We start from the raw sequence: 26,714 nt of genomic DNA on the forward strand, positions 1-26,714 counted from the left end.
AAGAACCTTGGTCAGACAGGAAAAGAAGGCTGATAATTACCTGGCATTCCTGCTGCTCGCGTGCATGAAGATAATGCTTAGGTATTTTTGAGATAGCTTCTAGTATGCCCAGCATGGCCTGCATGATGCTGTGCATGATCAGCTCATAGGAGCTCTCTTCCCGATTATCATATTCATAGAGCAGCACCGAAAGCAATCGGTCGAGGTGCTGCTTTTCTTCAGCGTCTGTCACAATAGTCCCTTCACACTGATAAGGGGAGTTCAGGATAAACTCAATCATTCGCATCCAGTCAGGTACTTTCAGGATAGCCTGGTCTTTGATGTAAACCTCTGTAAACCGGATATAGCAGAAGGTGGTGTGCTCCTGAATCTCAAAATAATGGTAGTCTTCTGGTCCGAGTAAAAACACATCGCCAGCTGTGTACAGTACCGTGTTGTCGTTTATGACATGGAGGCCGCTCCCGCTCCGGATTAAGATAACCTCAAAGTAACTATGCTTGTGAACCAGGTGCTCCCATTTGCTGGTGTCGAACAGGTAAATGTTGAAGGGCTCATACTGGATATAGCGTCTCATAGAATGAAAGTACAAAGAATTGAGTCGTTATACCGCAAAAAGATGAATTTGTACAAGGCTGCAGCATGCTCTCTTTTCTAGTTTTGAGAACACTTTCCTGCCTCAAGATGAAGCAGTTCTCAAGATAGTCACCGGGCGTGGGAATCCATCCCGCGATGCTCAGTGGGTGTGAGTCTCCGAACCCACTTTAGAATTGGTGTACCGTCGTCTAACTGGCAAAGGGAGAAAGTGCAATTAATAAGCTTCTTTCAATTATTAACATCATCTCAGATTAACTATGAAAAATTTATCTAAAATTATCAAAGGGCTGATAGCCTGTGCCTTTGTAGTAGCCTGCATGTTCGGCATCAGTTCGTTCTACCCGAAAGTGGAGTGGACGCCACTGCTCGACAAAAACCTGTCTGGGTGGGATATGTACCTGAGCTATCGCCACAAAGATGGTTACAAGGGGGAGGTACCCATAAACGAGGACGGAAGTACGGTTGCGCCTATCGGATACAACAAGAACGTAAACAACGTCTTCTCCATAGTGGAAGAAAAGGGAGAACCGGTTCTGAAGGTAAGCGGTGAAATTTACGGGAGTGTCTTCACGAAGCAGGAGTACGAGAACTACCACCTGAAGCTGAAGGTAAAGTGGGGCAAGAAAAAATGGGTGCCACGCATGGATAAACTGAAAGACTCCGGTGTTTTGTACCATTCCATTGGCGAAAGCGGCACAGACTACTGGCGCGCCTGGATGCTCTCCCAGGAGTTCCAGATTATGGAAGGGCATATGGGCGACTACTGGACCATTGCCTCTTCTGCTATAGATGTACGCGCTATATACCGGAAGGAGACATGAATACGGTGGCCAGCACTAAACAGCCCTTCCTGCCGCTCGGCGCTGGTACCAATGTCAGTGGTTTCTGCCTGCGCAGCGAAGACCATGAGAGCCCGGAAGGGGAGTGGACGGACATCGAACTGATCTGCTTCCAGGACAAAAGCCTGCATATCGTGAACGGGCATGTGGTGATGGTACTACAAAACTCCCGGTACATGGACAACGGCACACCCAAGCCGCTCACAAAAGGAAAGATACAGCTCCAGAGCGAAGCCGCAGAAGTATACTATAAAGATATTAAAATCAGGCGCTTGGAGGAATTGCCTGCAAAACATGCCGTTTATTTCAGTAATGAGTAAACTCATTAATAAATTTGCATCATCATGAAAGCGAAGCGAAACAGCCCTGCCTATGTAGGTGGGGCTGTTTCGCTTTCTGCGTCCACCAGGAAAGGCCAGGCAGCAGCAGGAACAGTTGTTCGTTCAAAATCAAAAACAACCTGAACATACCTGCTAAGCTTGCAAATGATTCAGAAAGTGACTATTATGTTGTAGCAAAACCTATAGCGGAGGACATAAACTTTATTTTGTACCAAAGCGAAAGAGCATTGAAGCGATTGGCGAGTACTCTTGAAAACGTCAGCTTACTATCAGGCGGGACAAGGGAATAAAAAGTGAACAGAACCGGCCAGGAGTGGCTGGTTATACCATACCTTATAAAAGCCTATGAAGAAGCATGCTTTGCTTACCCTGTTAGCTGCCACAGTAGCCTCCACTTCCATAGTGGCACAAGAACTCCCAAAGCCCGACCCTCGCCAGATAGAGTGGCAAAAGCTTGAAACCACCGCCTTCCTGCATTTCACCGTGAACACGTTTACCGGAAAGGAGTGGGGCGACGGAACAGAAAGCCCACAGATATTCAATCCCACAGAATTTGATGCGCGGAAGCTGGTGAAAACTTTAAAGGACACTGGTTTTAAAATGGCTATCATCACGGCCAAGCATCACGACGGCTTCTGCCTCTGGCCCTCCAAATACACGGATCACACCGTTGCCAGCAGCCCCTGGAAAAACGGGAAAGGCGATGTGGTAAAAGACATCGCGGATGCCTGCCGGGAGTACGGGCTAAAGTTCGGCTTTTACCTCTCCCCCTGGGACCAGCATGAGGAACAGTATGGCACAGCCTCCTACAATGCCTTCTACAAAAACCAGCTACGCGAATTATTAACCAACTACGGAGAAGTGTCGGAGGTGTGGTTTGACGGTGCCAAAGGAAAGAACGCCAAAGACATGGAATATGACTTTGACGGCTACTGGCAATTAGTGCGGGAGCTGCAGCCCGGCGCAGTGATGTTCTCAGATGTGGGGCCGGATGTGCGCTGGGTCGGAAATGAATCCGGTAACGCAGGTGAAACCTGCTGGTCTACAATAGACACGGTAGGAATGGCCCCCGGAGTAGCAGACCCGAAATACCTGAACACCGGAGATGCAGACGGCAAACTGTGGATTCCGGCAGAGACAGATGTCTCCATCCGGCCAGGCTGGTTCTATCACCCGGAGGAAGACAGTAAAGTGAAGTCGGGGAAGCAACTGGTGGACCTGTATTATAAATCAGTAGGAAGAAACAGTTTGCTGTTGCTGAACATCCCACCCAACCCAAAGGGCCTTTTCGCTGATCAGGATGTGCGCAGCCTGCATGATTTCAGAAGTATCCTGAACGAAACCTTCCGCACCAACCTGGCCGCCGGAAAAGTTAAAAAGCAGCTGGCAGACCAGGAACTCAGCACTTATGTAACTCTGCAGGAGAAGCAGCCCCTGGTGCTGGATTTCAAAAAGGAAATAGCCTTTGACAGAGCGATGTTTCAGGAGAACATTGCAGAGGGCCAGCGGAATGTAACGGCTTTACTTGAATATTGGGATGGTAAGAACTGGCAGAAAGTTGATCAGTTTACCACCATCGGGTACAAAAGGCTGCTGCGCTTTCCGCTAATCAAGACTTCTAAAGTGCGGGTAACCGTGCTGGAGGCAAAGCAGCCTGTGCAGCTGGCCGAAGTAGGCTTTTTTAAAGCTTCCCCAAGAGAATCACAGTCCACCCTCTAAATCAAATCGCATGAACTCAAGACGGGATTTCCTGAAGAAGTCTGCGGCTACCATTGCCGCTTTCACCATTGTGCCTCGCTTTGTGCTGGGGGGCAAGGGTTACGTGGCGCCCAGCGATCAGCTGACCAAAGGTGTCATCGGCGTTGGCTCCATGGGGCGCAACCACTTTCCCTACGGCGATACCAGGGTGGTGGCCGTGTGCGACGTGGACCAGAACCATCTGAAGAAAGCAGTGGAAATGGTCGGGAAAGGAGTAAAAGCCTTTACCGACTACAGAGAACTGATACAGCTGCCGGAGGTAGACATTGTGCACATTGCCACACCCCCGCACTGGCATGGTTTGATGGCAACCGACGCGGCAAGAGCAGGCAAGGATATCTGGTGCGAGAAGCCTATGACCCGCACCATCGGGGAAGGTAAGCGCCTGGTGGAGGCAGTGCAGCAGCACGGCCGCATCTTCCGCCTCAACACCTGGTTCCGGTTCGATGATATTTTCTACGGTATGGGTACGCCGGTAAAACCCATCAAGAAGCTGGTAGAGAGTGGTATGCTCGGCTGGCCCCTGAAAGTGACGGTGGGCCGGGGCACGGGCTACGACTGGAAGTTCTACTGGGTAGGCAAAACCAGCATGGAGCCGGTGCCGGTGCCGCAGGAACTGGACTATAACATGTGGCTGGGTCCTGCCCCTTACCGACCCTACAACCCGCACCGGGTGCACGGCACCTTCCGGGGCTACTGGGACTACGACGGCGGCGGCCTCGGCGATATGGGGCAGCATTACCTGGACCCCATCCAGTACTTCCTCGGGAAAGACAACACCAGCCCCGTATCGGTAGAGATTGACGCCCCGCAACAGCACTCCGACGCCGTGGGCACCTGGCGCCGCATCACCTATACCTACGACGACGGCTGCCAGATTATTCTGGACGGTGAGGGCAAAGAGGAGAACATCCCCTACATTGAAGGCCCCAACGGAAAGCTTTACCCTGGCTTCCGCTCCGACATTCCGGACCTGCAGCGGAAACTGGCTGCCTTCCCGGACCCCGAGCCGCAGGTAACAGACTTTGTGGAGGCGGTGAGGAAACGCAAGAAGTTTGCCCTGAACGAGGAAAACGGCCACCGCTCCTGCACGCTCGTGAACATGGGATTGGCGGCGCTGCGTTTAGGCCGCTCTCTAAAGTTTGACCCGGTAAAACAGGAGTTTATTCAGGATGAGGCGGCGAACCGTTTAGTCAACCAGCCCATGCGCACAGACTGGACCCTGGTTTAATCAGGCGCTGCATCATATTAAAAAGTAGGATAACGTAAAACAGGACTCTTTTAAGCCAATCTTATGAAAAGAACATCTCTACTGCTTCTTGCCCTTTCTACCCTCAGCACCGTGGTTCTGGGGCAGCGAAAGGACGACCAGCGTACGCTCACCACCAAGATTGCTGACCTGCTGGCAGAGGTGCCCGCCCGTGATAAGGAGCAGTTAGACGCCAGTATGGGCGAGATGGCGGCCATGGGCAAAGAAGGCCTGACAGAAATGGCCGGCATGCTCTCCGCACCCGGTAAAGGCGACAACTCCAAGATAGAGTACGCCTTGGGTGGATTTTCCTACTATGTTATGCAGTCGGCAAGGGAAGACTGGCGGAAGATGAGCGTGGCGGCCTACTGCGAGTCCTTAGCAAGGGTGAATGACAGCGAGAACAAATCATTCCTGGTCCGGCAGCTTCAGATTGTAGGCAAAGACGACGCGGTGCCCTGCCTGCAACCCTACCTGGGAGACGGACGGCTATGTGATCCGGCTGCCGATGCCTTAACCAGCATCAACACAGCCAGCGGCAATACCGCCTTACTGCAGGCACTGCAAAGCACACAGGGTGGTTGCCAGGCGGCACTGGTGGAAGCACTGGGAGACACCCGCTCTACAGCGGCAGTGGCCACCCTGACGCCGCTGGCAGGCAGCCCCGACGCGAAAATCAGAAAACTGGCGCTTTACGCACTGGCCAACATAGCGGATCCTTCTTCAGAGGCTGTGCTGGCAAAGGCAGCAGAGGCCGACAGGTTCACTTATGATGATGACAACGCCGCTGCCGCTTACCTGCTGTACGCCAGGCGCCTGTCAGAGAACGGACAGCAACAGCAGGCAGAAAAAGTAGCATTGGCGCTGCTACAAAGCGCAGGCCAGCAAAAGCAGGTGCACACCCGCACCGCCGCCTTAAAGCTACTCACCGAAATACAGGGCGAACAAAGTATGCCGTTGCTTCTGACTGCGGCCGTCGATCCTGATCCAGCTTACCGTGCCGCAGCACTGCGTTTCTCTTCTCCCTACATTACCCCCACTACAACAGCTATGTGGGTAAAGAAACAGAAGAGGGAAAATGCAGCGGTGCGGGCTGACATTATCACTATGCTGGGTGACAGCAGAGCACAGGCAGCCTTGCCAGCCGTGAACAAGGCGCTCAAAAACAGAAACGAAGAAATAAGAATGGCGGCTGTGAGTGCTGCCGGTAAAATCGGGCAGGAAGAGGCTCTTCCCAAGTTGCTCAGGGTCATGAGAAAAGGTACTGCTCAGGACGCGGCGGCTGGGCGCAATGCCTTGCTTATCATGAAAGGGGATGGCATGACAGATAAGGTAGCGGATGCGCTGCCCAAAATGCCCGCAGAAGGGCAGGCTGCCATCCTGGAAGTACTTGGAGCACGCGCAGCACACAACAGAATAGGTGATGTTTTCTTCTTTGCTGAAAACAGGAACCCTGCCGTACGCTTAGCTGCCCTGTCTGCACTGGGGAAAATGGCCAGAAAAGAAGACCTTCCCCGGCTATATGCCCTGCTGAACAAGGCATCGGAACCAGAAGAGCTAAAGGCGGTGCAGCAGGCTGTTTTAGCGTCTGTGCGGGAGTATGACTCTCAGGAACAGCAGGCAGAGGTGGTGCTGCAGCAAATGGAGCAGGTCTCTGTGGAAAAGAAGCCAACCTTTTTTAATATTCTGGCGGGCATCGGAGGAGATAGAGCCCTTCGCACTGTTTCAGAAGCCTTTTATGCAGGCGATGCAGCCACCAAACAGGCCGCTGTTACTGCCCTGTCAGGATGGGCTGACGTCAGCGCCGCTAATGAGCTGTACCGCATCAGCCGGGAGCCTGCCCACGCCGCTTACCTCGACCAGGCCCTGAAGGGATATATTCGCACGGTAAGCCTATCGAAATATCCTGCTGACCAGAAGCTGCTGCTGTTGCGCAACGGAATGGAGCTTGCCAACACACTGGAGCAAAAGAAGCTGATACTGCAGCAGGTGGAGCGAAACAGAACCTTCCCAGCCCTGGTCTTCGCTGCGAGATATTTGGATGATCCTGCGCTGCAACAGGAGGCTGCCAACGCGGTAATGAACATCACGCTGTCGAACAAGAACTTTTATGGCAATGTGGTGCGGGAGCATCTGAATAAAACAATTCAAGTGCTGAAGGGGCCAGATAGTGAGTACCAGAAGGAATCCATGCGCAAGTTCCTGGCGGAGATGCCGGAAGGCGAAGGCTTTGTGGCTATGTTCAACGGCAAAGACCTGACAGGCTGGAAAGGTCTGGTAGAAGATCCTATTAAACGCGCGAAAATGGATGCCAAGACGCTAGCCCAGAAGCAGGCAGCTGCAGATGAGGAAATGAGGCGAGACTGGAAAGTGGAGAACGGAGAGATAGTTTTTGTGGGGAAGGGCTATAACAACCTCACCACAGAAAAGAAATACGGCGACATGGAGATGTTCGTGGACTGGAAGATATATGACGACGGCAACAAAGAAGGGGACGCCGGTATATACCTGCGTGGCACACCCCAGGTACAGATGTGGGATACCTCCCGTGTGAATGTAGGGGCACAGGTAGGCTCTGGTGGTTTGTATAACAACCAGGTGAACCCCAGCAAGCCCCTGAAGGTGGCAGACAATGCCCTGGGTGAGTGGAATAACTTCCGGATACTGATGCAGGGCGACCGCGTGACGGTGTACCTGAACGGCGAACTGGTGACGGACAATGTAATGCTGGAGAACTACTGGGATAGAGGTCTACCCATTTTTCCGGAGGAGCAGATAGAATTGCAGGCCCATGGTTCACGTGTAGCCTATCGTGACCTGTACATACGTGAAATTCCACGCAAGGAGCCTTTCAAATTGAGTGCTGCCGAAGAGAAGGAAGGTTTCAAAGTCCTGTTTGACGGCACCAACATGCACAGTTGGCAGGGCAATACGGCAGATTATGTGATTGAGGAAGGGGAAATGGTGGTGCGGGAGCCAAAGTTCGGCAGCGGGGGCAACCTGTACACGAAGGAGGAGTACGGCGACTTCGTGTTCCGCTTTGAGTTTAAGCTGACACCCGGGGCCAATAACGGTCTGGGAATACGCACACCGCTGGAAGGCGATGCCGCCTATGTAGGCATGGAACTGCAGATACTGGATAACGACGCCGATATCTACCGGAACCTGAAAGAGTATCAGTACCACGGCTCCGTATATGGTGTTATCCCCGCCAAGCGCGGTTACTTAAAGCCGGTAGGGGAGTGGAACTACGAGGAAGTAACGGTGAAGGGGAACAAAGTGAAGGTGGTTTTGAACGGAACGACCATTTTGGACGGTGACATCGCGGATGCGAGTAAAAACGGCACAATGGACGGGGAGCAGCATCCCGGCCTAAAGCGAGGCAAAGGACACATCGGCTTCCTGGGCCACGGTTCCACTGTCTTCTTCAGAAATATCCGGGTGAAGGATTTAGGTAAGAAGGGAAGAAACATTTAGCTGTAGCGCTGTATGTTATCATAAAGAGAGAAAGCCGGAGCAGTATCATCTGCTCCGGCTTTCTCTCTTTATGATATGCTTGAGTTAAACAGTCGCAAACTCAGCTGCTAAAAACTCTTCCACTTTATCCACCATGTCCGGCGAGCCGATGACCAATGGGCAACGCTGGTGCAGTTCCGTTGGCGTTTTATCCAGGATGCGCTCTGAACCGTCAGTTGCCTTGCCACCCGCCTGTTCAATAATCATTGCCAGGGCATTGCACTCATACACGAGCCGCAGTTTACCGTTCGGCGACTTGGCAGTTGGTGGGTAAAGATATACACCGCCTTTCAACAGGTTCCGGTGGAAGTCCGCTACCAGCGAGCCGATGTAGCGGGCAGAGTAGTTACGGTCTTTGCAGTAGCTGAGGTAAGCTTTGATACCGTCGGGGAAGCTTCTGATGTTTCCTTCGTTGCAGGAATAGATTTTACCATCCCGCGGTGTTTTGATGTTCGGGTGGGACAGGAAGAACTCGCCCAGCGAAGGCTCATAGGTGAAGCCATTTACGCCACAGCCTGTGGTGTACACCAGCATGGTGGAAGAACCATAGATGATGTAGCCCGCAGCTACCTGCTTGGTACCGTTCTGAAGGCAATCTTCCAGTGTACCATCCTCACCAGTGTCTGACAACCGTCTGTAGATAGAGAAGATGGTCCCAATGGCCACATTCACGTCTATGTTGGACGAACCATCCAGGGGATCCATCGCTACAATGTACTTGCCCTTGGTATTACCGGTCTGTATGATTCCTTCTTCTTCTTCCGAGATGATGGTACATACCTCTCCGCCATTGCGCAGGGCTCTGATAAAGCGAATATTGGCGATCACATCCAGCTTCTGTTGTTCTTCGCCCTGCACGTTCTGTTGCCCGAAAGTGCCGGTTACTCCAAGCAAACCAGCGCGGTTTATCTCGCGGTTCACTATTTTGGCTGCAAGGGCGATGTCCCGAAGCAACTGCGACAATTCGCCGGATGCAAAGGGGAACTCCTCTTGTTTTCGCATGATAAACCTGTCGAGGGTTGTTCCTACAGGTAGTGCCAGTTGATCATCCATAAGTTGTTTTTTTAAGCTATACCATTTATTAGATATTACGAAAGCACATTGCTTCATGTATCACAGGGTTCGTTCCTTGCTGCAAACACAGCCTTATAAGCAGCAGGTTTACGGGGACTAGCCCGACTGTTCTGACAGGCCTGGCAAAGCAACAGGTTGACACCTATACTCTGAACCGGCTCATAAAGATTCCTGAAATTTGCTAAAGCGAGATGCCCCTTTTCCAGGGGATAAAATCATCCTGCCCAAGCTGCATGGCCTTCGTTTGCACATTGCCGCTGGCCACTTCTATAATCAGATCCAGCATCTCGGCGCCCATCTCTTCAATGGTCTTTTCACCTGCAATCACGGGACCTGTATCGATGTCAATAATATCAGGCATGCGTTCCGCTAACTTTGTGTTCGAAGACACTTTTATAACCGGCGTAACAGGATTGCCTGTTGGCGTGCCCAACCCGGTGGTGAACAGAATGATGTTAGCACCGGAGCCAGCCATGGCTGTCGTACTTTCCACATCGTTGCCGGGGGTGCAGAGGAGTGTGAGTCCTGGTTTGGTGGCATACTCGCCGTAGTCCAGCACATCTGCCACCGGAGAAGTACCGCCTTTTTTGGCTGCACCGGCAGATTTGATGGCATCTGTAATCAAACCATCTTTGATGTTGCCCGGGCTGGGGTTCATATCAAAGCCAGAGCCTACTGCCTCAGCAGCGTAAGCATACGCACGCATTAGCTGTACAAAGCGATCTGCTGTTTTCTCGTCCACACACCGGTTAATCAGTTCCTGCTCTACACCACATAGTTCCGGAAACTCAGACAGCATGGATTTGCCTCCCAGCGCCACCACTAAATCAGAGGCATGTCCTACAGCAGGGTTTGCAGAGATGCCGGAAAACCCATCAGAACCACCACACTCCAGACCGATAACCAGCTTGCTGAGTGGGGCAGGTTGCCGTTCCTGCTTGTCTGCTTCAATAAGCCCCATAAAGGTCTGCTTTATTGCCTTGGCCAGCAACTCATGCTCTGTCCCTTCCTGTTGTTGTTCCAGCACAATCAGTGGCTTCGAGAAATTTGGATCGAGTGCTTTTAGCTTCTCCTCCAGTATGCTTGCCTGCGCGTTCTGACAGCCCAGGCTCAATACTGTGGCTCCTGCCACATTGGGGTTATGGATGTAGCCGGCCAATAGGGCACAGAGTGCTTCAGAATCCTGCCGTATACCGCCACAGCCACCTTCGTGCGTCAGGAATTTGATACCGTCGATATTTTCAAAAATGCGTTTGTGCCCGTTGGAGGAATGGCTCTGAAGCGAGAGCTCGGAAATTGCGGCTGTGTTGCCAGCACGGTACATCTCCACCATCTGTTGCACATAGGATTTGTAAACATCCTGGCGGCCAAAGCCAAGTTCTTCCAGAAAGGCCTGCTTGATGATGTTTACGTTTCGGTTCTCACAGAAAACCAGCGGTATTACCAGCCAATAATTCGCCGTACCTACCTGCCCGTCAGGGCGGTGGTATCCCTGGAAGGTTTTGTCTTTCCACTTAGACACATCTGGTGCCTGCCAGCCGGTAGTTTTGGTTTTTCCTGTGAAAGCAGAAGCTTTGTGTTTTACGTTTTCGGTGGATATTCTGCCTCCTGCAGGGATCACCGTTACTGCTTTGCCTACCAGCGTGCCATACATGATAATTTCTTGCTCCGGCAGCATTTCCTGTTGTGTAAACTTGTGCTTGGCAGGTATGTTCTCCACCAGTGTAATTGTGAGATCCTGGTATGTTACCGTATCGCCTGCAGGCAAATCTGTGAGTGCGACCAGCACATTATCATTGGGATGTATTTTTAGAATCTTCTGAGACATAACATCTGTTTTCATTTGCGCAATCGATTGCGCTATAGCAATTAACAAAATTTATTTCTAAAATAAGTAAATATTTATGACTTTTTGTGGAAGTAAGTAAGTCCTTAATTATGATCAGGCTTAAGTGTTACCTGAAAGTGCTTTCGGCTCATCATCATGAGGTTAACGTGCGCTGTCATTGCAAAACATACGGCACAAGTAAGTCTTTTGCTACCGTGATTTCGTTTGGCTGCATAATGCTGGAGTGCGTAGATGCTGTGTTAAAAAAATAATACATCTATATATAACTTTGCTATATAAGGCTCCGTATACCAACTCAACCCTTTAGTTTGTTAGGTTAGTTGAATTTGGTTTGTTAAGAAAGTCCTGGTAGTGAACGACCAGGACTTTTTTCATACCGTCTGCTGCTGTCGTGTAGCATGAGGTAAGGGGCAGGTTCGAAACGATTTTATATAAAACAGGAAAAGGATGGCAGCTGCCATCCTTTTCCTGTTTATAGGCTGTATCCAGTTGTTTATGGAACGGTAGTGCCTTGTAACAAAGTACTTGTAATAAACTTAAGCTGCGTTTCTGCAGCCTTCGCTTCATACTGAATATCGGTGAGCCGGTTTGCAGCAACTAATTCGTTGCGCTGGGCTTCACGCAGTTCAATAGCTGTAAGCAGGCCCAGGCGGTAACGCTCTAAGGCAATGGCTGCGTTTTCTTCCGCCAGGCGCAGGTTTGATTCTTCTAACTGAAGCAACTGCAAACGGTTGCTGTAGATGTTGTAAGCACGTGCCACCTCCGACTGCAGCCTGTTCTGCTCCTGCTGGAAAGCAAGGTTGCTGGACTCCATTGCAATTCTGGCATTTTGTGACAGCCGCCTTACTTCAAAGCCGTTAAAGATAGGCAGGTTCAGGCTCATGCCATAGTTAAAACCAACAGACTCCCTTACGTTTGTTCCTATTTGCTGCGCCACAATAGCAGGGTTCTGCTCAGACTGGTTTTTGCTGTAGCTGCCATTCAGGTTAACAAATGGCAGGCGGAGGCTTCGTGCAGCCTTTAGGTCAAGGAGGGCAATCTCTCTGTCTATCTGAAGGCGCTGCAGGTTAATGTTTGCAGCCATCCCGGTGCTTATCTGGTTATACTGTATGGTTGGGTCTACCACAATAGAGTCTGTTGGAACAAACTCTATGTTCGGGTCTCGGCCCAGCAGCTGGTTCAGGGTGATTTTAGCGCTTTGAAGCGCCTCCTGCAGCAGCAGGTATTCAGAGCGGTCTGCGTTATAATCCACCTGGGCACGCAGTATCTCTACCTTGGCACTCACCCCGATTTCATACTGCGCCTGCGTTAATTCCACACGCTGTTCTGATATGGCAATGGCATCTTCTATTGATTTGATCTTACGCGTCTGCCGCACCACCTCGAAGTATGCATTGCTGATGTTTGCCAAAGCAGCCTCTACAGTCGCTTTTGTGAATAATTCGCCTGATCTCTCCAGGGCATTGAGGCGCTCATAATTGATGAACATGCCAAAGCCGTCAAAAATTGTCCAGTTGAGGAACACCCCCATGTTGGTTGACTGGGTTCTCAGGTTATTGATTTCGCGGGGCTCGTTGTTACTGAACTGGTCGCGGGTGTCGTTGCGGTTGTAGTTCCTGATAATGCGGCCGTCTACAGTTGGAAGGAAGCCCGCATTCCCCAGCGTTACATTGTTTTCAAGTATCTGCTGCTCTGTCGCTACAATCCTGATATTAAAACTGTTTTCTAAGCCTATACGCAGTGCCTGCTCATAGGACAGTTGTTCCTGGCTGAAGGCTTTACCTGGTAATAAGAGTGCTGCAATTGAAAAAAGCAGCACTGTAACTTTTATCGAAGACATGAATGTTCTCTAAATGTGTTGGTTTGGGCTTATGACTACTTCTGGTTCTGCTACTCGCCGATGACCGGTTCCGGCTTTCTTACACGTGGCTTTTCCTCTTCCTCATGGTCGTACTCCTGCATGCGCGCAACATTGGCCTCTGCAGAAGAGAAGTAAGAATAGATAGCCGGGATAATGTAAAGCGTCAAGCCTGTCGCAAAAATAAGACCTCCTACAACAGCAATACCCATAGAGGCACGAGTTTCAGAGCCTGCTCCCAAAGCCAGGGCTATCGGCAAAGTACCCAGAATAGTAGATAAACTTGTCATCAGGATAGGGCGGAAACGCGACACCGCTGAGTCTACGGCAGCATCCAGCTTGGTGAGGCCTTCCTCTTTGCGCTGGTTTGCAAACTCCACCAGCAGGATACCGTTCTTTGTTACCAGACCCACGAGCATGATCATACCAATCTGGCTGAAGATATTCAATGTTTCGTCGAAGTACCAGAGGCTGAGGAGGGCACCTGCCAGGGCCAGCGGTACCGTGAACATGATAATAACCGGGTCCCGGAAACTTTCAAACTGAGCTGACAGGGCCAGGTAAATAAGTCCCAATGCCAGCAGGAAAGCGAACATCAAACTGCCTGAACTCTCAGAGAAGTCTCTGGACTGGCCTGTTAAGGAAGTCTGGAAGGTTTCGTCCAGCACTTGGTCTGCAATGGCATCCATGGCATCCACGCCATCGCCAATCGTTTTACCCTTTGCCAGCGAAGCGCTGAAAGTAGCAGCTGCAAACCGGTTAAAGCGGTATACCTGCGGCGACGCGCTTTCCTCAGTCAGTTCTATCAGGTTGTCCAGTTGTATCAGTTGCCCGGTGTTGCTCTTGACGTACAGGCTGCGCAAATCAAGTGGCTCGCTGCGGTTTTCGCGTGCTACCTGGCCTAATATCTGGTACTGCTTGCCGCCCTTCACAAAGTAGCCGAAACGCTGGCCACTGAGACCTAACTGCATCGTCTGTGCGATGTCACGCACGGATACACCCAGCGACTGTGCCTTTTCCCGGTTAATTTCAACACGCAGCTCCGGCTTATTAAACTTCAGGTTCACGTCCACGAAGTTGAAAGTAGGATCCTGCTGTGCCGCCTCAAGGAACGGCGGAATAATTTCCCGCAGTTTATCCATGTTCTGAGCCTGTACCACGAACTGTACAGGTTGGCCTGAGCCCCGGCCGCCACCGAGGCCTTTATCCCCAGAGGCAAAGGCCCTGGCACCTGGTATTTTGTTTATCAACGCGGGTAATTCGTCCACTATCTCCTGCTGTGATTTTTCCCGATCCTCAGGTGCCACCAGGCGCAGGCGAACAAAGCCGGAGTTGGAGTTGCGCGTCATGGAAGTGATGCTGGAAATGCCGCTCACAGAGTCGTTTACCAGGGATGTCAGCTCATTCATGTACTGGTCCATGAATTCGAAAGAAGCTCCCTCAGGGCCAGTAGCATTTATTCTGAGTCCGCTTCTGTCTTCGTCCGGGGTTAGCTCAGACTGAAGTGTTGATACCTGCCACCAGATGATGCCTGCTGAGACGGCAACCAGAATAAAGGCTATCCAGCGTACCTGCATAAAGCTTTCGAGGCTGCTACGGTAGCCGTCAGTAAGCGAGGTGAAGAAGGGTTCTGTTTTTCTGTAAAACCAGTTCGGCCTTTCCCTGTGCTTCAGAATGCGTGAAGACATCATCGGGGTAAGGGTTAAGGACACAAACGAAGAGATGATAACAGAACCGGCCACCACTATACCAAATTCCCGGAAGAGACGACCGGTGGTGTCTTCGAGGAAGGCAACGGGCATAAATACTGCTGCCAGGGCAACGGTGGTGGAGATAATGGCAAAGTAGATTTCGGCAGAGCCTTTCTTGGCAGCTTTCATCGGGTCCTCACCCTTCTCTATCCGGGCATAGATGTTCTCGAGCATTACGATGGCATCGTCCACTACCAAACCAATGGCCAGCACGATAGCTAGCAACGTGAGCACGTTGATAGAGAAATCCATCACATACATAATGAAGAAGGAGCCTATCAGTGACACCGGGATGGCCACTACCGGGATAAGGGTAGAACGCCAGTCGCGCAGGAACAGGAAGATAATAACCACAACGAGTCCAAAGGCTACGAAAATAGTTTCTTTCACCTCTGCGATGGAAGCTCTTACGTACTGCGTGTTGTCGAAACCAATGATAAGCTCGATATCTTCCGGAACATCTTTCTTGATACGCTCGAGACGGCGGTAAAACTCATCAGCAATTTCCACTTGGTTAGAGCCTGGCTGCGGTACAAGTACCACGCCTATCATGGGAATACCGTTGTAACGAAGCACCGTCTTCTCGTTTTCAGGGGAGAGCTGGGCATACCCCACATCCCGGAAACGAATCAGCCTGTCTGCATCCTGCCTTACAACCAGGTTATTGAACTCCTCGGGAGTGGAAACACGGCCCATTGTTCTTACAGAGAGTTCGGTGGTAGCACCCTCTATGCTACCGGATGGTAATTCTACGTTCTGGCGTGCCAATGCTGTCTGTACTTCAACAGGTGTTACCTGTAAAGCAGAAAGTTTGTCCGGGTCCATCCACAGGCGCATAGCATAGCGCTTGTCGCCCCAGATCATTACTTCACTTACCCCTGGTATAGTCTGAAGCTGCTCTTTAAATACATTCAGGCCAATATCTGAAAGCTCCAGAAGGTTTCGGGTTTCACTTTTAACACCGAGCATAATGATGGGGTTGGCATCGGCATCGGCTTTAGAAACAGTGGGCGGTTCTGCATCCTCCGGAAGCCTGCGCTGTGCCCTCGCCACACGGTCGCGCACATCATTGGCGGCCGTCTCCAGGTCCACATCCAGGTTAAACTCTACGGTAATATTACTGCTGCCTTCGCTGCTGGTGGAGGTAAGGGTTCTGATACCGGCAATACCATTAATAGACTCCTCCAGCGGCTCCGTGATTTCAGACTCTATTGTCTCAGCATTTGCTCCTGTGTAGGAAGTCCTTACGTTTACAATAGGAGGGTCCACGCTGGGATACTCGCGCACCCCCAGGTAGGTAATGCCGATAAACCCGAACACCATGATCGTGATACCCATCACGATAGCCAGCACGGGGCGCTTTATACTGATACTGGATAAGCTTGCCATATATTCATTGTAATTAATAGAGGAGACCTCTACTGTTTCTTTCGTTCGTTTTGCAAATCACAGACTGACTGCATCGTCATCGTTCCTCTCCATACCAACCATTCTGTTGCCGTTTTGTGTTGACTGGCACCATTTTTATTATCAGGCTGGAGCGCGCTTTATGAAGGTGTAGCGGCTGTTTTCAGCCGCTTTCAGTCTTTATCCAATCATCAGGGATAAAGGCTGTTCCTCTGGTAGTTTATAAGGATAGGTCTTCAGAAGTTTTTACCTGCCGTATGTTCAGGTCAGACCCCGGACGCACCTGCAGGATACCGGAGCGGATAATCGTATCGCCAGGGGCAATGCCCTCTACAATCTGGATAAGGCTCTCGGAGCGCTGTCCGATTTTCACCATCTTAGGTACCGCTTTGCCGTTCTGGGCTAAAAACACTTTCTGTCCTGAGGCTTCCGGTATAATTGCTTCTGTTGGAATAAGGATTGCCTGTTCCACCTCTTTTAAAGGCAGTTCAACTTTCACAAAAGCCCCCGGCTTTACATCTTCACGTGTATTTTCATAAAGGGCACGTACCTGCATGGTGCGGGTAGCAGGGTCTATGTTTGGCTGTATGGCGTAAATCTTAGCTTTATACTGCTCGGCCACACCTTCCGAAGTAAAGGTGATTTCATCGCCCACCTTCACCATCTGGCTATAGCGGCCAGGTACTGAAAACTCTATTTTTACAGGGCTGATGTCTACAATGCGGGCGATAGGGGTGGTGGCAGAAACATAGCTGCCTTCGCTTACCTGGCGTAAACCAATCACACCATCAAAAGGGGCACGCACATACGCTTTGTCAAGGGTAGCCTTCAGGGCCTGAATATCGGCAGTGGCGGTAGCCAGTTGGTTGCTTACCTGGTCATATTCCTGCCTGCTGATGTACTCTTTCTCCAACAGGGTGCGCTGGCGTTCTTCCATGTCGCTGTATAGCTTCTGGTTAGACTGCAGCTTCTGCAATTGGGCACGCATATCGGCATCGTTCACCTTAAGCAGCAGCTGTCCTTTTTTTACACGGGCTCCTTCTTCAAAATTGATATTCGTTACACGGCCGGCAATCTCACTGCGTAAATCTACATCTTCGTTCGGAAGCACTGTGCCGGTTGAGGTGATCCTGTTCTGGTAGGCAGTAGGCGAGACGACAAATACGTCCACAGCTACTTTTTGTGCCATTGGTCCGCCTGTTCTGCCACCTTGTGGTGCCTCGTCCCCGGAAAACGCTTTATTGATAATAAGATAGGCAACGACTGCCAGTACCGACAGAAGAAGGATGGTTTTAACAGTTTTATTCATGTATGTTTAAACACAGGTTTGGAAAGATCTGCACACTGTACAAAAGAAACAGACTTTTGAAGCTTAAGTTCCTGCTGTAGCAGCTTTAAAATTACGTCCTTTGCAGAAATATTAAAAGATTGCGTAATTAATATCTACGAACAGGCACATAGGTAAGACAGAAAGCCTGTTTAAAGGTTTAATCGGTGCGAAAAAGATTTTTAAATGACAGAGAAGCCAGAGAAAAGGAATTTCTTTCAGGACGTGTATGAGGTGGTAGAGCAGATACCTGCCGGGCGCGTCACGTCCTACGGTGCCATTGCAAGCTACCTGGGGACAAAGGGGGCAGCGCGCATGGTGGGGTGGGCACTTATTGCCTCACACCCTGGCACAAAAGTACCGGCTCACCGGGTGGTGAACCGTGTGGGGATGCTGACGGGGAGCCAGCACTACGATGACCCCAACGCCATGCAGGAGCGCCTGGAGCAGGAGGGGGTCAGGGTAGAAAACAACCGGGTGGCAGACTTTCAGAAGCTGTTCTGGGACCCGGCGAAAGAGCTGCTATAATATTTAAAAGGTAAAACCATCAGCAGTCCCGGGTGTAGCTTTGGGTTACCACTCCCGGGACTGCTGATTGTTTTGCAAGGTAATAGTCACAGGTTTGCTACACTCGAATTGGTATAATAATCCTGGTTCAGAATAATGCAGTTGCCATGTTTGTCAAATGTGCGGGTAAGTCTAAGGAAAGTACCGTCCCCCTTGAATATATACAGGCACTGTAAGTTTGGATCAATTTTGCTGCTCCACTGTCCTTCTCCCTTCAATGGACGGAAGATCAGTGTGTTGTATTTTGGGGACCACTTGCCGACCATCATCATGATGCTTTTACCTTTCTTGTCCAGCTGCACATACTCATATCTGTCCTGGGCTTCGCTGTATCTTAAGTAGCTTTCGCCCTGCATGCTGCTGCCGTCCGGCTTCTGAAGGTCGAACTGCTCATGCACATAATCATCCTGGAAGGATTTACTGAATTTTGCGATGCCTTGTGCCTCCATTTGAGCCTCTTTATCAGCCTGCCGCACATAATGGTTAACCTGCCAGTTGCCCACAATTCGCTGAAGTAACTGGTTCGCCTGTGTTTGCTTGGCGCTTGGCGCGTTAGGGTTCTGGGCCTGGGTTGCAGGCGCTGCTCCTACCAGCAGCACTGCTGCCAAAAGGAAAGTGAATACTTTTTTCATGGTTTTATCTTGTTAGGTTGAAAATGGAACAAATGTCTGCTTATCATTTGAGCAACAGAACTATACAAGTATAATCACTTTTTAAAAGTAAGTTTTGGCTTTTAGACCAACCCAGCCAGGATGTAGCCATAGCGATATTTTGTTTGTATGAATATGGCTGAACAGCAAGATTTTATCGACGAAAAAAGGGGTAAGAGCTGCTGGAGGGGGAGGAGGAGCAGCTAAAGCCAGGCTTTGCGAAGGTAAAAGAGGGGAGTACGGGTAACTCTACTGAACTGCTCTGTAGGCTGCTCTATGGCGAGAGGTTGAGCACCTCTCCGAATGGCTAAAGCTTCTCCGTTGCCGTCTTGGGAAAGGCGAAACAGAGAAGCTTTAAGAAAGAAGAAAAAATGTTCACCCATCAGGGTGTTACTCCTGCCTTACCCTCTGGAGGGTGCAGTGAGTATCAATGGTGGTAGAATGGTAATACCTCTATTACTGTCTCTTTGAGAGGATGTAAGCAAATTGCACACCTGCCGCTGGATACAACTGGCTATCGTTAAAATCAAAATCAGCGGCATATCCAAGACCCAGGTGGAGGTTGAAGAGGAATTTATGCCCAACAGGCCTCTGTATTCCCCAATGCACCTCGTTGAGAAGCGTTCTATTAAGGTAGTCGTAGTCTCCGCCAAAGTTGTCAAAGGTAGATGGGCTGCCAAACACTCTCCTGGTGGTATACTTTGTCTGGAATGCAACATAATTGCCTGCGTTATTCAGCATGGGTTTAGCTTTAGCAAGCCTCTTGTTCCGGTTGTACGTGTACCTGAATTCCGATTTGAAATAAGCAACCGGCTGATTGATGACAAAGGTGCTACGGAAATCATTGCCGTAAATGGAGTACCCTCCGCCTAAGCCTGTACTCAGGTTGGCAGACCACTTTTCGCTGAAAGGCATTTCATAAGCCAGTCCAATGCCATGCAGCCCCAGTTCGAGCTTTTTTAAAGGAACCAGCGCCTCCGGTTCGGTAGGTTCAGTTGTCTGCGCAATGGCATTAAAGCTGAATATCAGGAAGGCAAATAATAGGAGGTTCATTTTCATGTGTGTTGTTTTAGAAGTTTGTTTTGGTTTAGATGCTGGTTTTAGATATACTGATTCACTTTTCGTAGCTGATTTCACCTTGAAGATGCCAATTCATAACCTCTTATATATCTGGGTATGAATATAGTATTCTTTGTTATGGCTTCTTCTGTTTTTGTAGCAAAGTGAAGCATCACGGCTTCACAGAAAGTGTAATGGCGTTGTAGCCAGCAAAGATGCCAAAGCCACTTTGAATATTATTGGCCACTGATGTCGGGTTTTTCCCAAAGTCGTCTCCACCTGCTTGTCGCTGCAAGGTCCGGACGTACTCGTAATATTCTTTGGAGATATGCGCCACTTGCACGTAGGTGTTCTTCTCTGGCATGGTTTCCAGTTTCAGTGTTAGGTGCAGCGGTTTCCCATTGAAGAGTTTATCGCTGAAGAAGTAGCGGTTCTCCATTGTAAACTCCTCCTCTATGGGTGCAGTAAAGTCTATGCTAAGGTATCTGTTATAATAATTCCCGTAGAAATAGCTTGTGTCCTGTTTAAAAGCCTGTATATAGTAAAAGTTTTCCTGCTCCGCAGCATCCTCCAGAATAAGGGAGAGGTTAACGCTTGGGCCATTGTCCGGATGGCGCGGTGCCCTAGAGGCTTTTACCTCCTTAACGAGAGGTACGGCGGGAATGTAAGTAGTAGCGTTAGCGCTTGGAAAGCCCGGCGCACGCACCTGCAGTTCGTAATGCTGCAAAGCCTGTGGTTTTATATCAGCCTGGTAGATGCCATTGCCCATGTGCTGCAGGTTGCATAATACCTGCCCTGCCTGGTAAACCTGCACGGTGGCATCCGGCACCTGCTGATAAGCCTCGTTTGAGAAGGCGCTGCGGCTGGCGCTGACATCTACCGAAAACAAGCTATCGGAGCTGATGACAGCATTTACGACCAGCTGCGGCTCATGCGCAGGCAGGTCAAGTTCTACCACTGTTTCGCAGCTGCACAGCAGGAGGAGCAGGCTAAACAGGAAAGGGAGTTTGTTCTTTGTCTTTCTCATCATTCATTAAAATTTAAACCCGTAGCTGAACGAAGGAAGTACAGGAAACAGCGAGACCTGGTACAGTTGGCGGGAATTATTGCCGGCGGCACTGCCAGTGTAGGGCCTGCTTAAGCGCAGGTAGAAAGGGTTCCTGTGGTTGTAAACATTGTAGATGGATATGTTCCAACTGCGCTCGCCCCACTTCTTTTTCTTCGTGTGCGTCAGGCTCAGGTCGAGGCGGTGGTAGGCAGGCATGCGGTAGTTGTTGCGCTCCCCGAGGTAATCTACATTTTCAATAGTAGACCACGATGCACCTTCATGGAAATGAACTTCATTGTAAGCTTTGTAACTCGCGGCGGGCAGTGTGGTCACGAAGCCGGTGCGGTAAAGCCAGCTGCCGCCAATGCTGAGTTTCTCCGTGAGCTGATGGTTGGCAACCAGTGAAATGCTGTGGCGGCTATCATAAGTATAAGGATACTTCTGCCCGAAGTTAATGCTGTCCAGCTGTCGCCACGACCAGGCGAGGGTATAGCCGAGCCAGCCGGTTGTTTTGCCAGTTCGCTTGCGCAGCATCCACTCTGAGCCATAGCTCCAGCCTTTGCCACGCACGAGGCGCGTCTCGTAGGGCGGCGATACAAAATTGGCAAAATTGGTTTCCGGGCCTGCACTCAAAAAGTCGTTGATAAAGTTTGCTCCTTCCCTGAACTCGGCCACGTCCTGCATCTCTTTGTAGTACAGGTCAGAGGTCAGCTCCCACTGCCGGGCCAGCACCGCAGCCGCGCCTAGTGTGGCCTGCCACGAGCGCTGCGGCTTCACCTTATCAGTGGCCGGTACCCAGATATCGGTGGGAGTGCCCGTAGAGGTATTGCTAACCAGGTGGAGGTACTGCGCCATGGTGGCGTAGGAGGTCCTTACACTTATCCCCGTGTCTGAGGTGTAACCCAAGGCTAGGCGTGGCTGTAGCGAAGAATAGAATTTTCCGTTCACATTAAATCCCGATAAGTGCAGCCCCACATTGGCCTGCAGCCGTTCGCTTAGCTGTATTCTGTCTTCGGCGTAAGTATAAAACTCCTGCGCCCGGATTATGGAGAAAGAATCAGTGGTGAGCGTAAGGGTGTCTGTTTTTAAGTTAACAGACTCTGGCCTAAAAGTGTGGTCTGTAAAGCTGGCCCCGAACCGGATGCTATGCTTAGCATTCAGCAGAAAATCAAAATCGGCCTTGGCACCCCAGTCTCTGATGCTGGAGCTGTAGTCGGTAGCGCGGTAGAGGCTTTGCTCATTTTCCTGTCGTTGCAGCTCGCTCTGCTGGCTAAAGCTGTAGCGGGTATGGGTAAGGGTGAAGTTGCTGAACAGCCGGGGGCCAAACGTGTGGTTCCAGCGGAGGGAGCTAGTGCTGTTGCCCCAGCGCATATTAAAATCCTCTTGCTCATTCAGGTTAAAGTTCTGGTACTCCTGCTCATCCGAAAACTTATCCTGCCCGGCATATAGGCTCAGGAAAAGGCGGTCGGTGGAGGAGAAGGTGTGGTTAACTTTGGCATTAAGGTCGTAGAAGTTGTAGTTGCTGATAGTCTCACCGCTCATGGCTGCCCCCGCAGCTGCCAGCAGGTCGAGGTAGGTGCGCCGTGCGGCAATCAGAAAAGAGGTCTTCTCGTTTTTGATGGGGCCTTCCAGGAGTAGCTTTGAAGAGATAAGCCCTATAGCACCCTCTCCGGAAAAAGCTTGGTTATTGCCCTCTTTCAGCTGCACATCCACTACCGACGATAACCTGCCACCGTAAGGAGCCGGAAAACCACCTTTTATCAAATCCACGGTTTTAATGGCATCTGGGTTAAACACAGAGAACAAGCCCAGCAGGTGCGATACGTTGTAAACCGGTACACCATCCAGCAGAATCAGGTTTTGGTCAGGGCTTCCGCCACGCACCACCAGATCAGAGGAACCTTCCAGGCCTGCCTGCACCCCCGGCATCAGCTGGAGAGCTTTGATGGCATCGGCCTCGCCGATCAGGCGCGGGAGCTGCTTTACTTCGGTGCCGCGCATCGTCAGGCGGTTAGCCTGCTGCAAATCCGTTACCTTTTCTGCCACTACGCTTACTTCCTGAATCTCATTGGAGAGAGGCTGTAGCTGCAATACCAGTGTGGTGTCTTGAGAGACGGATAGAAGGGAGAACTCCAGCGGTTCGTAGCCAAGGTAGCGCACCTGCAGTGCCACTGTGCCCGCAGGAACGCTGAGACTGTAGAAGCCATAGGTATTGGCAGCAGAACCCGCTGTGCCAACTGATACTGTGGCGCCTGCCAGGTTCTCGCCTGAGGTGGCGTCCTGTACATGACCACTGACGGTAAAGCGTTCTTTCTCTTTCCTGTTGACAGATTTTTGGACTGGCTGCAGAATAATCTGATTGCCAATCAGTCTGTAGCTCGTGCCGGTGCCGCGCAGCAGTTCGTCGAGCACTTGCCTGAGGGGCTTTTGTGCGGCTTGTATGCTTACTTTCTGCTGCAGCGGCACCAGGTCGTTGCTGTACGAGAAGCTAAGTTTATAAGCGTCAGAAAGCTCCGTCAGCACCTCTTGTATGGTGGCCTCTTTAATCTGTACGGACACCCGCTGGTCCAGCACTTTTGTTTGTGCCAGCACGGTAAGCGTCATTGCCAGCCATCCAATGCCGAGGCACAGTAATCGTTTGCTCATAGGTCGTTACAGGTCTTTAGGGTGATGTTTAACTAATTACAGCCCTGGCCGCGCAGGGTATAAGTGGTGTCATGCTGCTTCGTGTATTCCAGTTGCATCGTAGCTTCTAACACCTGTAGTACCTCTTCCAGAGATGCCCCCTCAAAACTGCCGGTAAAGTGACAGGTAGCTAGCGCCTCGTTCTGCAGTTGCAACTGCACACCATAGTAACGCTCCAGCACCCGTGTTACCTCGGCAAGAGGCTGCCCCTCAAACTGCAGTTTGCCAGACTGCCATGCCCACGCGTTTGTGCTGCTGATGGTAAACTTGTTTAGCGTATGGCTTTGCTTGTTCAGAACTGCCGCAAAACCGTGCGTTACAACAGCGGCAGCATTTGCCTCCTTGGCACTAAAAGCAACTTTACCCGTTGCCACGGCTAACTCCACTGTTTCCTCTGCCGGGTAAGCGCGAAGGTTAAAGGACGTGCCCAGTACCTGGGTGTTTGCCGCCTCCGTTTCTATTCTGAACGGCCGCTGCGGATTCCGCTGCACCTCGAAAAAAGCCTCTCCTTCTAACTGCACCACACGCTCCGCACCGTCAAAATCAGGGTCATAGGCAAGCAGGCTGTTTCGGTTGAGCCACACTTTACTGCTATCGGGTAGCATGACTGCTGTTTTCCCGCTTCCTGACCGCACCACCTGCATACCATAATAAGGGAAGAAATAGAGCTGTACGAACCAGGCAAGGCCAATGAGCAGGGCCACCGAAGCCGCTATGCGCAGCAGCGTGCGGTACATCGGAACAACTTTAGGTTCCGGTTTCTCCGGCTGTACTTTCAGGCGCTCTTTTACTTTTTGCCATGCAGCGGCTGTGTCAACCTCCACTGGGGCGGCAGGAGGCGTAAGTTCCCACAACCGCTGCTGTGCCTGGAATTGCTCTGCATGTGCCGGGTCCTGCGCCAGCCACTCCTGCAGGGCCTCCTGCTCGGCAGGAGTGGCCTTGCCTTGCAGCTGTTTTGCGGTAATGTCCCAGTACTTGCTATCCATGGCAGGAGGCTTGTTTAGAAAGATTAAGTTTGTGTATAGTCTGGAGGCTTTCGCCGAAGGCACCTGTATTTTTTATGGCGTTCCTATACATGACAAATGAGAGCAGCCCAACCGCTACTCCATCAGGAAAAAAAGTTGAAAATAATTTTGAACAGCACCAGCAGGAGGCTCAGCAGTACTTTGCGTAGCACGGCCAGGGCTTTTTTGATATGGTTATCGACGGTGTTGGTAGAGATGCTCAGGAAGTCGGCTATCTCCTTATGGCTCATTTCCTCGTACCGGCTCAGCAGGAAAACCTTCTGGCACATGGGAGGCAGCGCAGCTATATGCTGCTCTATTTTTTGCCGCAGTTCCTGCAGGTGCAGGTCTTGGTCGGTGTTGCTTTCGGCAAAAGGCTGATGCGCCCGCAACTGGCTTTCCAGTTCTGTTCTGCGTTTCTGGCTGCTGGCGTAGTTTAGCGCTTTGTTGAGGACGGCCCTGTACAGGTACGCCTCGGGTGTGGCAATTTGCTGCTGCTTTTCGCTGTTCCAAAAATTCACGAAAACCTCCTGTACTATGTCCTCTGCGGCATCAGCATCGCGCGTAATGCGGTGCACACGCTGGCAAAGGCGCTCGTAATTGCGCCGGAACAGTTCCTCAAATGTTCGGAGTTCTTCCTGTTCGTCAGGCATAAAGGCGGGTGAGGTGACGGGTAAAAGTATAAAAATTTAAACGAATACACTGTGTATTTCCCTTTGCACCTGCAGTAAGGCACGGAAATGAAACATCAAAGTAACTATGCTACACTCAGAAGAATTCGTGATACTTGATACGTGTGTCGTGATACTCCTTCACCTGTAATCATTTTGAGCTTAAAGCTGTTAAGGTGTAATAGCATGTTGTTGAGGAGGCAATCAGTATGCTTTGTCTAAAAGAACAAGTAACTGAATTAAGACAGCTTCAGAAATCGTAGTTTTGTAACATGGAAGTTAAGTTGAGTCCTGCAGGCACCCTGAATACGGGCAATGCCCTGAGCCTGCCAGAGGTGCGGAGTATTACGCAGAACCGGTTGCTGTTGCACCTTGTTTTTTGGACGGTGTACGTGGTTTTCTTTGGCTTGCTGTACGGCAGCTACATCGATGATTACTACAACGCCTTTATGGTGGAACTGGTGGAGCTGCCGTTTAAGATAGGGCTGGTGTACTTTAACATGTATTACCTGATGCCCCGCTATCTGCTGCAGAAGCGCTACCTCGAGTTTTTTGTGTACCTGCTCTTGCTGATGGGCGCCATCGGTGCTTTAATGCAGTTCGTGCTGCTTCCTTTCCTGATTCACCCGCTGTTCTGCCCGACCACCTGCACCGAAGACAACCTGACGTTTTACCGCTTTACCAAAAACATAGTGAACATTAACTATGTGGTGGCCATTACCGCAGTTATTGCGTTGCTCAAGAACTGGTACAGCCACCAGCAGGCGGCACAGAACCTGGCGCAGGACAAACTGGAGGCAGAACTGAAATTCCTGAAGGTGCAGATTCACCCGCACTTTCTTTTCAACACCCTTAACAGCCTGTATTCCCTCACGCTCAAAAAATCAGATAATGCGCCGGAGGTGGTGTTAAAGCTTTCGAGCCTGATGGACTACATGTTGTATGATGCTAATGCGGCGGTGGTGCCACTTCAAAAAGAACTGGACTACATTCAAAACTACATTGCCCTGGAGCGCCTCCGCTATGGGGAGCGGGTTGACGTAAGCTTTACCCAGACCGGAAGCGTGGCAGGTAAACAAATTACGCCGATGATACTACTGCCCTTTGTAGAGAACGCCTTCAAGCACGGGGTAAGCACCGAAACCAGAAATGCCTGGGTGCGCATTAATGTGAAGGTAACCGACGAGCAGTTGGTACTGCTGGTAGAAAACTGCAAATGCGGTGACCGCGCCAGTAAAAGTCCCCGAGACATGGCATCCGGTATCGGCCTTAAGAATCTGCAGCGTCGCCTCGAGCTATTGTATGAAGGGCAGTATAACCTGGAAATTGAGGATGAGCCGGATAGCTATGCGGCACGTCTTGAGTTAGTCTTAACAAATGCCCGATAAGTAGTTTTTTTGGCAGGAGTGGGTAAGAGAGCCTGTGGTTTCAGGAGGCCACACTGATTGCATTTTGCTCTTACCAAAG

The 26,714-nt window shown here is 50.7% G+C and carries 19 protein-coding genes; 7 read left to right on the plus strand and 12 right to left on the minus strand.

The window, feature by feature from the left end; translation table 11 throughout:
- Positions 1-574 (minus strand): AraC family ligand binding domain-containing protein (locus tag ACYVB1_RS11780; RefSeq protein WP_460923791.1); only part of this gene is annotated, 574 nt, incomplete at its 3' end.
- Between the two features lie 277 nt (positions 575-851).
- Between ACYVB1_RS11780 and ACYVB1_RS11785 the strand changes: the two genes are divergently transcribed.
- The 5 genes from ACYVB1_RS11785 (at position 852) to ACYVB1_RS11805 (ending at position 8,258) form a co-directional block, all read left to right on the plus strand.
- Complete coding sequence (locus ACYVB1_RS11785) at positions 852-1,415, plus strand: family 16 glycoside hydrolase (protein ID WP_460923793.1); 564 nt, start codon at positions 852-854, stop codon at positions 1,413-1,415.
- Positions 1,412-1,753, plus strand: a complete 342-nt coding sequence (locus tag ACYVB1_RS11790) for a 3-keto-disaccharide hydrolase (protein ID WP_460923794.1) — start codon at positions 1,412-1,414, stop codon at positions 1,751-1,753. The genes ACYVB1_RS11785 and ACYVB1_RS11790 overlap by 4 nt, the downstream gene beginning before the upstream one ends.
- Before the next feature lie 366 nt (positions 1,754-2,119).
- Positions 2,120-3,493, plus strand: coding sequence for an alpha-L-fucosidase (locus ACYVB1_RS11795; protein ID WP_460923795.1), 1,374 nt, complete (start codon positions 2,120-2,122; stop codon positions 3,491-3,493).
- 10 nt (positions 3,494-3,503) lie between these two features.
- A complete protein-coding gene (locus tag ACYVB1_RS11800; RefSeq protein ID WP_460923796.1) occupies positions 3,504-4,763 on the plus strand; it encodes a Gfo/Idh/MocA family oxidoreductase in 1,260 nt (419 codons plus the stop codon).
- Positions 4,764-4,826: 63 nt separating this feature from the next.
- Positions 4,827-8,258, plus strand: a complete 3,432-nt coding sequence (locus ACYVB1_RS11805) for a family 16 glycoside hydrolase (protein ID WP_460923797.1) — start codon at positions 4,827-4,829, stop codon at positions 8,256-8,258.
- Between the two features lie 84 nt (positions 8,259-8,342).
- Here ACYVB1_RS11805 and fbp read toward each other — a convergent pair whose 3' ends face one another.
- From fbp to ACYVB1_RS11830, 5 genes are all read right to left on the minus strand, one after another.
- Positions 8,343-9,350, minus strand: coding sequence for a class 1 fructose-bisphosphatase (gene fbp / locus ACYVB1_RS11810; RefSeq protein ID WP_460923798.1), 1,008 nt, complete (start codon positions 9,348-9,350; stop codon positions 8,343-8,345).
- A 202-nt stretch (positions 9,351-9,552) separates the two neighbouring features.
- The gene (locus ACYVB1_RS11815) at positions 9,553-11,199 is read right to left on the minus strand and encodes a UxaA family hydrolase (RefSeq protein ID WP_460923799.1); all 1,647 of its coding nucleotides are present in this window, start codon (positions 11,197-11,199) and stop codon (positions 9,553-9,555) included.
- Between the two features lie 514 nt (positions 11,200-11,713).
- Positions 11,714-13,060 (minus strand): TolC family protein, encoded by a 1,347-nt coding sequence (locus ACYVB1_RS11820; protein ID WP_460923801.1) that lies wholly within the window; start codon positions 13,058-13,060, stop codon positions 11,714-11,716.
- Positions 13,061-13,110: 50 nt separating this feature from the next.
- Positions 13,111-16,218, minus strand: coding sequence for an efflux RND transporter permease subunit (locus ACYVB1_RS11825; RefSeq protein WP_460923803.1), 3,108 nt, complete (start codon positions 16,216-16,218; stop codon positions 13,111-13,113).
- 238 nt (positions 16,219-16,456) lie between these two features.
- Positions 16,457-17,545, minus strand: coding sequence for an efflux RND transporter periplasmic adaptor subunit (locus tag ACYVB1_RS11830; protein ID WP_460923804.1), 1,089 nt, complete (start codon positions 17,543-17,545; stop codon positions 16,457-16,459).
- A 204-nt stretch (positions 17,546-17,749) separates the two neighbouring features.
- Between ACYVB1_RS11830 and ACYVB1_RS11835 the strand changes: the two genes are divergently transcribed.
- On the plus strand, positions 17,750-18,091 hold the full coding sequence (locus ACYVB1_RS11835; RefSeq protein ID WP_460923806.1) for an MGMT family protein: 342 nt from the start codon (positions 17,750-17,752) through the stop codon (positions 18,089-18,091).
- Positions 18,092-18,177: 86 nt separating this feature from the next.
- On the opposite strand, the gene ACYVB1_RS11840 is transcribed toward ACYVB1_RS11835, so the two are convergent.
- The 6 genes from ACYVB1_RS11840 to ACYVB1_RS11865 form a co-directional block, all read right to left on the minus strand.
- Positions 18,178-18,762: a DUF1579 family protein gene (locus tag ACYVB1_RS11840; protein ID WP_460923808.1), complete on the minus strand. Its 585-nt coding sequence runs from the start codon at positions 18,760-18,762 to the stop codon at positions 18,178-18,180.
- A 474-nt stretch (positions 18,763-19,236) separates the two neighbouring features.
- Positions 19,237-19,839 carry a hypothetical protein gene (locus ACYVB1_RS11845; protein WP_460923809.1) on the minus strand — a complete coding sequence of 201 codons (603 nt, stop codon included), beginning with the start codon at positions 19,837-19,839 and terminating at the stop codon, positions 19,237-19,239.
- Between the two features lie 172 nt (positions 19,840-20,011).
- Entirely contained in the window at positions 20,012-20,869 is an 858-nt protein-coding gene (locus ACYVB1_RS11850) for a DUF4249 domain-containing protein (RefSeq protein ID WP_460923811.1), read from the minus strand.
- A gap of 3 nt (positions 20,870-20,872) precedes the next feature.
- Positions 20,873-23,533, minus strand: coding sequence for a secretin and TonB N-terminal domain-containing protein (locus ACYVB1_RS11855; protein WP_460923812.1), 2,661 nt, complete (start codon positions 23,531-23,533; stop codon positions 20,873-20,875).
- Positions 23,534-23,565: 32 nt separating this feature from the next.
- A complete protein-coding gene (locus ACYVB1_RS11860; RefSeq protein WP_460923814.1) occupies positions 23,566-24,558 on the minus strand; it encodes a FecR family protein in 993 nt (330 codons plus the stop codon).
- 122 nt (positions 24,559-24,680) lie between these two features.
- Positions 24,681-25,229 carry an RNA polymerase sigma-70 factor gene (locus tag ACYVB1_RS11865; RefSeq protein ID WP_460923815.1) on the minus strand — a complete coding sequence of 183 codons (549 nt, stop codon included), beginning with the start codon at positions 25,227-25,229 and terminating at the stop codon, positions 24,681-24,683.
- Between the two features lie 290 nt (positions 25,230-25,519).
- On the opposite strand from ACYVB1_RS11865, the gene ACYVB1_RS11870 reads away from it, so the two are divergent.
- Positions 25,520-26,635 carry a sensor histidine kinase gene (locus ACYVB1_RS11870; RefSeq protein WP_460923816.1) on the plus strand — a complete coding sequence of 372 codons (1,116 nt, stop codon included), beginning with the start codon at positions 25,520-25,522 and terminating at the stop codon, positions 26,633-26,635.
- Positions 26,636-26,714 lie beyond the last annotated feature (79 nt).

This window comes from Pontibacter brevis, assembly GCF_054779655.1.

Bases quoted from the DNA above. Each gene is read 5' to 3' on its own strand.
- ACYVB1_RS11785 (WP_460923793.1), top strand. From the start codon at position 852: ATGAAAAATTTATCTAAAATTATCAAAGGGCTGATAGCCTGTGCCTTT.
- ACYVB1_RS11790 (WP_460923794.1), top strand. From the start codon at position 1,412: ATGAATACGGTGGCCAGCACTAAACAGCCCTTCCTGCCGCTCGGCGCT.
- ACYVB1_RS11795 (WP_460923795.1), top strand. From the start codon at position 2,120: ATGAAGAAGCATGCTTTGCTTACCCTGTTAGCTGCCACAGTAGCCTCC.
- ACYVB1_RS11800 (WP_460923796.1), top strand. From the start codon at position 3,504: ATGAACTCAAGACGGGATTTCCTGAAGAAGTCTGCGGCTACCATTGCC.
- ACYVB1_RS11805 (WP_460923797.1), top strand. From the start codon at position 4,827: ATGAAAAGAACATCTCTACTGCTTCTTGCCCTTTCTACCCTCAGCACC.
- fbp (WP_460923798.1), bottom strand. From the start codon at position 9,350: ATGGATGATCAACTGGCACTACCTGTAGGAACAACCCTCGACAGGTTT.
- ACYVB1_RS11815 (WP_460923799.1), bottom strand. From the start codon at position 11,199: ATGTCTCAGAAGATTCTAAAAATACATCCCAATGATAATGTGCTGGTC.
- ACYVB1_RS11820 (WP_460923801.1), bottom strand. From the start codon at position 13,060: ATGTCTTCGATAAAAGTTACAGTGCTGCTTTTTTCAATTGCAGCACTC.
- ACYVB1_RS11825 (WP_460923803.1), bottom strand. From the start codon at position 16,218: ATGGCAAGCTTATCCAGTATCAGTATAAAGCGCCCCGTGCTGGCTATC.
- ACYVB1_RS11830 (WP_460923804.1), bottom strand. From the start codon at position 17,545: ATGAATAAAACTGTTAAAACCATCCTTCTTCTGTCGGTACTGGCAGTC.
- ACYVB1_RS11835 (WP_460923806.1), top strand. From the start codon at position 17,750: ATGACAGAGAAGCCAGAGAAAAGGAATTTCTTTCAGGACGTGTATGAG.
- ACYVB1_RS11840 (WP_460923808.1), bottom strand. From the start codon at position 18,762: ATGAAAAAAGTATTCACTTTCCTTTTGGCAGCAGTGCTGCTGGTAGGA.
- ACYVB1_RS11845 (WP_460923809.1), bottom strand. From the start codon at position 19,839: ATGAAAATGAACCTCCTATTATTTGCCTTCCTGATATTCAGCTTTAAT.
- ACYVB1_RS11850 (WP_460923811.1), bottom strand. From the start codon at position 20,869: ATGATGAGAAAGACAAAGAACAAACTCCCTTTCCTGTTTAGCCTGCTC.
- ACYVB1_RS11855 (WP_460923812.1), bottom strand. From the start codon at position 23,533: ATGAGCAAACGATTACTGTGCCTCGGCATTGGATGGCTGGCAATGACG.
- ACYVB1_RS11860 (WP_460923814.1), bottom strand. From the start codon at position 24,558: ATGGATAGCAAGTACTGGGACATTACCGCAAAACAGCTGCAAGGCAAG.
- ACYVB1_RS11865 (WP_460923815.1), bottom strand. From the start codon at position 25,229: ATGCCTGACGAACAGGAAGAACTCCGAACATTTGAGGAACTGTTCCGG.
- ACYVB1_RS11870 (WP_460923816.1), top strand. From the start codon at position 25,520: ATGGAAGTTAAGTTGAGTCCTGCAGGCACCCTGAATACGGGCAATGCC.